The organism is Halomonas sp. 707D4 (assembly GCF_024158685.1).
GTDB lineage: Bacteria > Pseudomonadota > Gammaproteobacteria > Pseudomonadales > Halomonadaceae > Vreelandella.
In genome coordinates this window covers 1-4,222 of sequence record NZ_JAMZBD010000281.1, presented here as the reverse complement: position 1 = coordinate 4,222, position 4,222 = coordinate 1, and the positions used below count along the sequence as shown (strand labels likewise).

6 protein-coding genes and 1 pseudogene are annotated in these 4,222 nt (G+C 67.5%); 5 read left to right on the top strand and 2 right to left on the bottom strand.

The features are described 5' to 3' along the window. A pseudogene (locus tag BIS11_RS12035) lies at window positions 1–430 on the top strand (asparaginase); the annotation flags it as partial. A gap of 87 nt (window positions 431–517) precedes the next feature. Further along, complete coding sequence (locus BIS11_RS12030) at window positions 518–757, top strand: DUF2789 domain-containing protein (RefSeq protein WP_227391056.1); 240 nt, start codon at window positions 518–520, stop codon at window positions 755–757. Between the two features lie 7 nt (window positions 758–764). Here the strand turns inward: BIS11_RS12030 and BIS11_RS12025 are convergent, their stop codons facing one another. Beyond that, the gene (locus BIS11_RS12025) at window positions 765–1,433 is read right to left on the bottom strand and encodes a TVP38/TMEM64 family protein (protein ID WP_253423607.1); all 669 of its coding nucleotides are present in this window, start codon (window positions 1,431–1,433) and stop codon (window positions 765–767) included. Further along, complete coding sequence (locus BIS11_RS12020; protein ID WP_253423604.1) at window positions 1,426–1,842, bottom strand: SRPBCC family protein; 417 nt, start codon at window positions 1,840–1,842, stop codon at window positions 1,426–1,428. Before BIS11_RS12020 ends, BIS11_RS12025 begins: the two co-directional genes overlap by 8 nt. Window positions 1,843–1,990: 148 nt before the next feature. Between BIS11_RS12020 and queC the strand changes: the two genes are divergently transcribed. The 3 genes from queC to BIS11_RS12005 are packed head-to-tail and all read left to right on the top strand — an operon-like array spanning window position 1,991 to window position 4,162. Then, window positions 1,991–2,695, top strand: coding sequence for a 7-cyano-7-deazaguanine synthase QueC (gene queC / locus BIS11_RS12015; protein ID WP_253423601.1), 705 nt, complete (start codon window positions 1,991–1,993; stop codon window positions 2,693–2,695). Continuing rightward, window positions 2,682–3,326 (top strand): 7-carboxy-7-deazaguanine synthase, encoded by a 645-nt coding sequence (gene queE, locus BIS11_RS12010; RefSeq protein WP_253423598.1) that lies wholly within the window; start codon window positions 2,682–2,684, stop codon window positions 3,324–3,326. Before queC ends, queE begins: the two co-directional genes overlap by 14 nt. Further along, on the top strand, window positions 3,326–4,162 hold the full coding sequence (locus tag BIS11_RS12005; protein WP_253423594.1) for a 6-carboxytetrahydropterin synthase: 837 nt from the start codon (window positions 3,326–3,328) through the stop codon (window positions 4,160–4,162). Before queE ends, BIS11_RS12005 begins: the two co-directional genes overlap by 1 nt. The last annotated feature ends 60 nt before the right edge of the window (window positions 4,163–4,222 follow it).

Genomic DNA, 4,222 nt, shown 5'->3' with positions numbered 1-4,222 from the left:
TCGCGGCGCACCGCGTTTCGAGCTTTCAAGCTATGCAGGGCTTGCCCAGGGCGAGGTGGTTCGCCTGGCGCTGTGGCCGGGCATCGCCGCCTGGCAGCTCGAGGCGCTGCTCGGCGATGATCGCGTCAAGGGAGCGCTCTTGCAGCTCTGGGGGGCGGGGAACCTTCCGGACGACCCGGCGCTGCTCGAGGTGCTGGCCCGCGCCTGCGGCGAGGGCAAGCTCGTCGCCGCGACCAGCCTCTGTCCGCGCGGGGGCGTGCATTTCGCCACCTACGCCGCCGGCGCCGGGCTGGAGGCCGCCGGCGTGCTGGCAGGCGCGGACATGACGCCCGAGGCGGCGCTGACCAAGCTCGTCCACCTGCTCGCCCAACCACTGTCCCTGGAGGATCGCCGCCGGCAATTCGTGACGTCGCTGTGCGGCGAGCGCTGAGCGGCGCTGGCGCGCAGAAATATTCGGACTATGTTGATAGGCACGCGTTCAAGCGCGTAGTGATCACCCAAGGAGAGGAAGTGACCCATGGAACAACCCGTACACCAATTCAGCGATCTCTTCGAGCAGCTGGGGCTTGCGTCGGACAAGGCGTCCATCGAAGCCTTCATCAGCGAGCACGGCCCGCTGCCGGCCACCACGGCCATCGCCGAGGCGCCCTGCTGGAACGAGGGCCAGGCGGCCTTCCTGCGCGAGGCGATCGCCGATGACGCCGACTGGGCCGAAGTGGTCGGCCACCTTGACGCCGCCCTGCACCAGCCCCGCTAGCCCCGTTTCAATGCTCCCTGCGCGCCGCTTCCACGCGGCGCCTGTACCACCCGCCCACCAGCAGCAAGAGCGCCAGCGCGATCAACGGCAGCACCACGCCAAACTGCAGCGGATCCTCGTGCTCGATCGCCTCGAGCGCCCCGTAGATGGCGCTGCTGTACACGCCCCACTTGATCGATAGCCCGATCACCGTCGCCAGCAGGTAGGTCTTGAGCGGCAGGCGCACGAGCCCGGCGGCGTAGTTGATGACGCAGTGGGGAAAGCCCGGCAGGATGCGCAGCGCGCACTGGGTCAATAAATCGCCACGACGCTCGAGAATCTGCATCACCTTGTGGGTCAGCCCTCCGGGCTTGATCCGGGCGTTGAACCGCGTGGCGAGAAAGTACGCGCCGAGAGCGCCCAGCACGCTGCCCAGCGTCAGCATCGCCGTGGCGATGACCGGAACGTAGAAAGGCGCGATCAGCCACAGGCCGATGCTGCCCGGAAGACCGATGGCGAGGGTGATCGCCATGGTAGCGATGACGCCGACCACCACCAGCGGATGGTGGGACATCTCGGCAGCCCACTGCTTGACCGCCGCCAGATCCGGCGAGTGCCACAGCCAGACATAGCCCAGCATCGCCAGCAGCGCGAAGAGCGCCACCCAGCGCCAGGAGAGGTGCCAGCGTCTATCCATTCAACCGCGCTTCGACGCGCTCGAGAATCTGACGGCTCACCTTTCCGACCATCGGCCTGGCGGCCTTGTTGACGGCTTTCTCCATCAGCCGGTTGCCGATCTCGTAGGTGAGTGTAAGCGAGACCCGCGTGCCCTCCTCCACCGCCTCGAGCCGGTAGCGCCCCTGGTTCTTGACGCCGTCCAACGACTCCCAGGCGAGCGTGTGCGGCGCCTCGATCTCGGTCACCACCACGTCGAAGGCCCAGTCCATGCCTACCGCACGCACGTGCCAGCGGTAGCGGTCGTCACCCAGCACGTCGATCGCGTGGATCATGTCGGAGTAGTCGGCGAAGTCCTCGACGCGGCGCAGCAGTTCGAACACCCGCTCCGGCGGGGCGTGGACGATCTCACTATGTTCTATGGTTGCCATGAATACATCTCGAAAAGCGTGAAGGGCGATTGACGGGGTCGGCTAGCCAAGCGCCCGGTCAGTGCGTAAACTGCGCAGCGTTCCGGACCGGACCCCGGACGTCTGCCCGTTGGGCACTCGATAAATTCTCCGATCAGCGAGTATTAGCATGTCTTCCCTTCCCTGTACACACTCCCCCGCCACCGTGGTGATCTACTCCGGCGGCATGGACTCCTTCACCGTCTTGCACCGCGCGCTCAAGGAAGGCCTCGAGGTTCACGCGCTCTCCTTCGACTACGGCCAGCGTCATCGGCGCGAACTCGATACCGCCCGCCATGTGTGCGCAAAGCTCGGCATTCCCCACCAGGTGGTGGATATCCGCGCGATCCACGGGCTGATCGACAACTCGGCGCTGACCGATGCCGATGCCGCGATGCCCGACGCCGACTACGCCGAGGAGAACCTCAAGAGCACCGTGGTACCCAACCGCAACATGATCCTCCTGTCGCTGGCCATCGCCAAGGCGGTGAACATCGGCGCCGGGCGGGTCGATTACGGCGCCCACGGCGGCGATCACGTGGTCTACCCGGACTGCCGACCGGAATTCGTCGAGGCGATGCGCCAAGTCGCGCTGATCGCCGACTTCGAGCCCGTCGAGGTGAGTGCGCCCTACCTCGAGGCCAGCAAGGCGGACATCCTGCGCGACGGCCTGGCCATGGGCCTGGACTACCGTGATACCTGGACCTGCTACGAAGGGCGCGAGCTCGCCTGCGGGCGGTGCGGCAGCTGCCGCGAACGCCTGGCCGCCTTCGCCGCCAACGGCGTGACCGATCCGCTCGCCTACGCACCGGAGGCTTTCGATGTATCACGTTAAGGAAGCCTTCTACACGCTTCAGGGCGAAGGGGCCCAGAGCGGTCGCGCCAGCGTCTTCTGCCGCTTCACCGGCTGCAACCTGTGGTCCGGCCGCGAGGCCGACCGGGCGAGTGCCCGCTGCACCTTCTGCGACACCGACTTCATCGGCACCGACGGCGCCGGCGGCGGTCGCTTCGCGCGTGCCGAGGCGCTCGCCGAGCACCTCGCGGCGCTCTGGCCGCAGACTCCCTCGCCGGCCGTGCCCTACGTGGTGTTCACCGGCGGCGAGCCGCTCTTGCAGCTCGATGCCGCGCTCATCACCGCGGTCAAGGCCAAGGGGTTCGACATCGCCGTGGAGACCAACGGCACCCTGGCGGTGCCCGAAGGCATCGACTGGGTCTGCGTCAGCCCCAAGGGTGCCAACGCCCTCGTGGCGCAAGGCGGCGACGAGCTGAAGCTGGTCTACCCGCAGCGCGACGCGCCTCCGGAGCACTTCGCGACGCTCGAGTTCGACCACTTCTACCTGCAGCCGATGGATACGAGCTGCCACGAGCAGGCCCGCGCGAACATCGAGGCGACCACCGCCTACTGCATGACCCACCCCCAGTGGCGGCTGTCGCTGCAAACCCACAAGATCGCAGGATTCGAATGATGGCGCTTTTCGTCAAGCAATTGAGTCATATCGACGTCTCGCTCTGGTGCCCCGAGCGCGGGCTCGTCGGCATGAGCTGGCAGGTGGACGCGACGCTGGAGGGTGAGCTCGGCGAGGACGGCATGCTGTTCGACTTCGGCCTGGTCAAGCCCTTCATCAAGAAGACCCTGGATGCCGGGGTCGACCACACGCTGCTGGTGCCGACCCGCGCCTCGGGCGTTCACGTGAAGACGTGTGCGGAAGGGCTTTGCGTGCGCACCACCACGCCCTACGCCATGGACGTGCGCGGGCCCGAGGCGGCCTTCACGCTGATCGACGCCGAGACGATCGAGCCAGAGGCGCTGGCGGCGACGCTGGGTGACGAGCTCACCCGGCACTGCCCGGAAAACGTCGGCCGCGTCGAGCTTGCGCTCAGCGAGGAAGCCATCGACGGCGCCGCCTACGGCTACAGCCACGGCTTGAAGCGCCACCAGGGCAACTGCCAGCGGATCGCCCACGGTCACCGCTCGCGCCTCGAAATTTATCAAGATAACGCGCGCGTGCCGGCGCTCGAGGCGCGCTGGGCGCGGTGGCTGGACCAGCGCTACCTGCTCGAGCGTGCCGACATCGCCGCTGAAGACGACGAGCGCCTCACCTGCCGCTACGTGGCCGGCGAAGGCGCCTTCGCCATCACTTTGCCTCAAGAGCGCTGCGCGGTGCTGCCCTGGCCGACCACGGTGGAGAACATCGCGCGCTGGCTCGCCGCGGAAATCACCCGTGAGACGGCGATCCCCACGCGCGTGCACGCCTTTGAGGGCTTCAACAAGGGGGCCACCGCCGAGAGCGAACGCGAGTGACGGTACTGATCGCAAGTCAGGAGAGCGCAGCCGACGGCGGGTGCCGGGCCGGCTGCGGGG

Coding starts and splice junctions, on each gene's coding strand:
- BIS11_RS12030 (WP_227391056.1), top strand. CDS start 518: ATGGAACAACCCGTACACCAATTCAGCGATCTCTTCGAGCAGCTGGGG.
- BIS11_RS12025 (WP_253423607.1), bottom strand. CDS start 1,433: ATGGATAGACGCTGGCACCTCTCCTGGCGCTGGGTGGCGCTCTTCGCG.
- BIS11_RS12020 (WP_253423604.1), bottom strand. CDS start 1,842: ATGGCAACCATAGAACATAGTGAGATCGTCCACGCCCCGCCGGAGCGG.
- queC (WP_253423601.1), top strand. CDS start 1,991: ATGTCTTCCCTTCCCTGTACACACTCCCCCGCCACCGTGGTGATCTAC.
- queE (WP_253423598.1), top strand. CDS start 2,682: ATGTATCACGTTAAGGAAGCCTTCTACACGCTTCAGGGCGAAGGGGCC.
- BIS11_RS12005 (WP_253423594.1), top strand. CDS start 3,326: ATGGCGCTTTTCGTCAAGCAATTGAGTCATATCGACGTCTCGCTCTGG.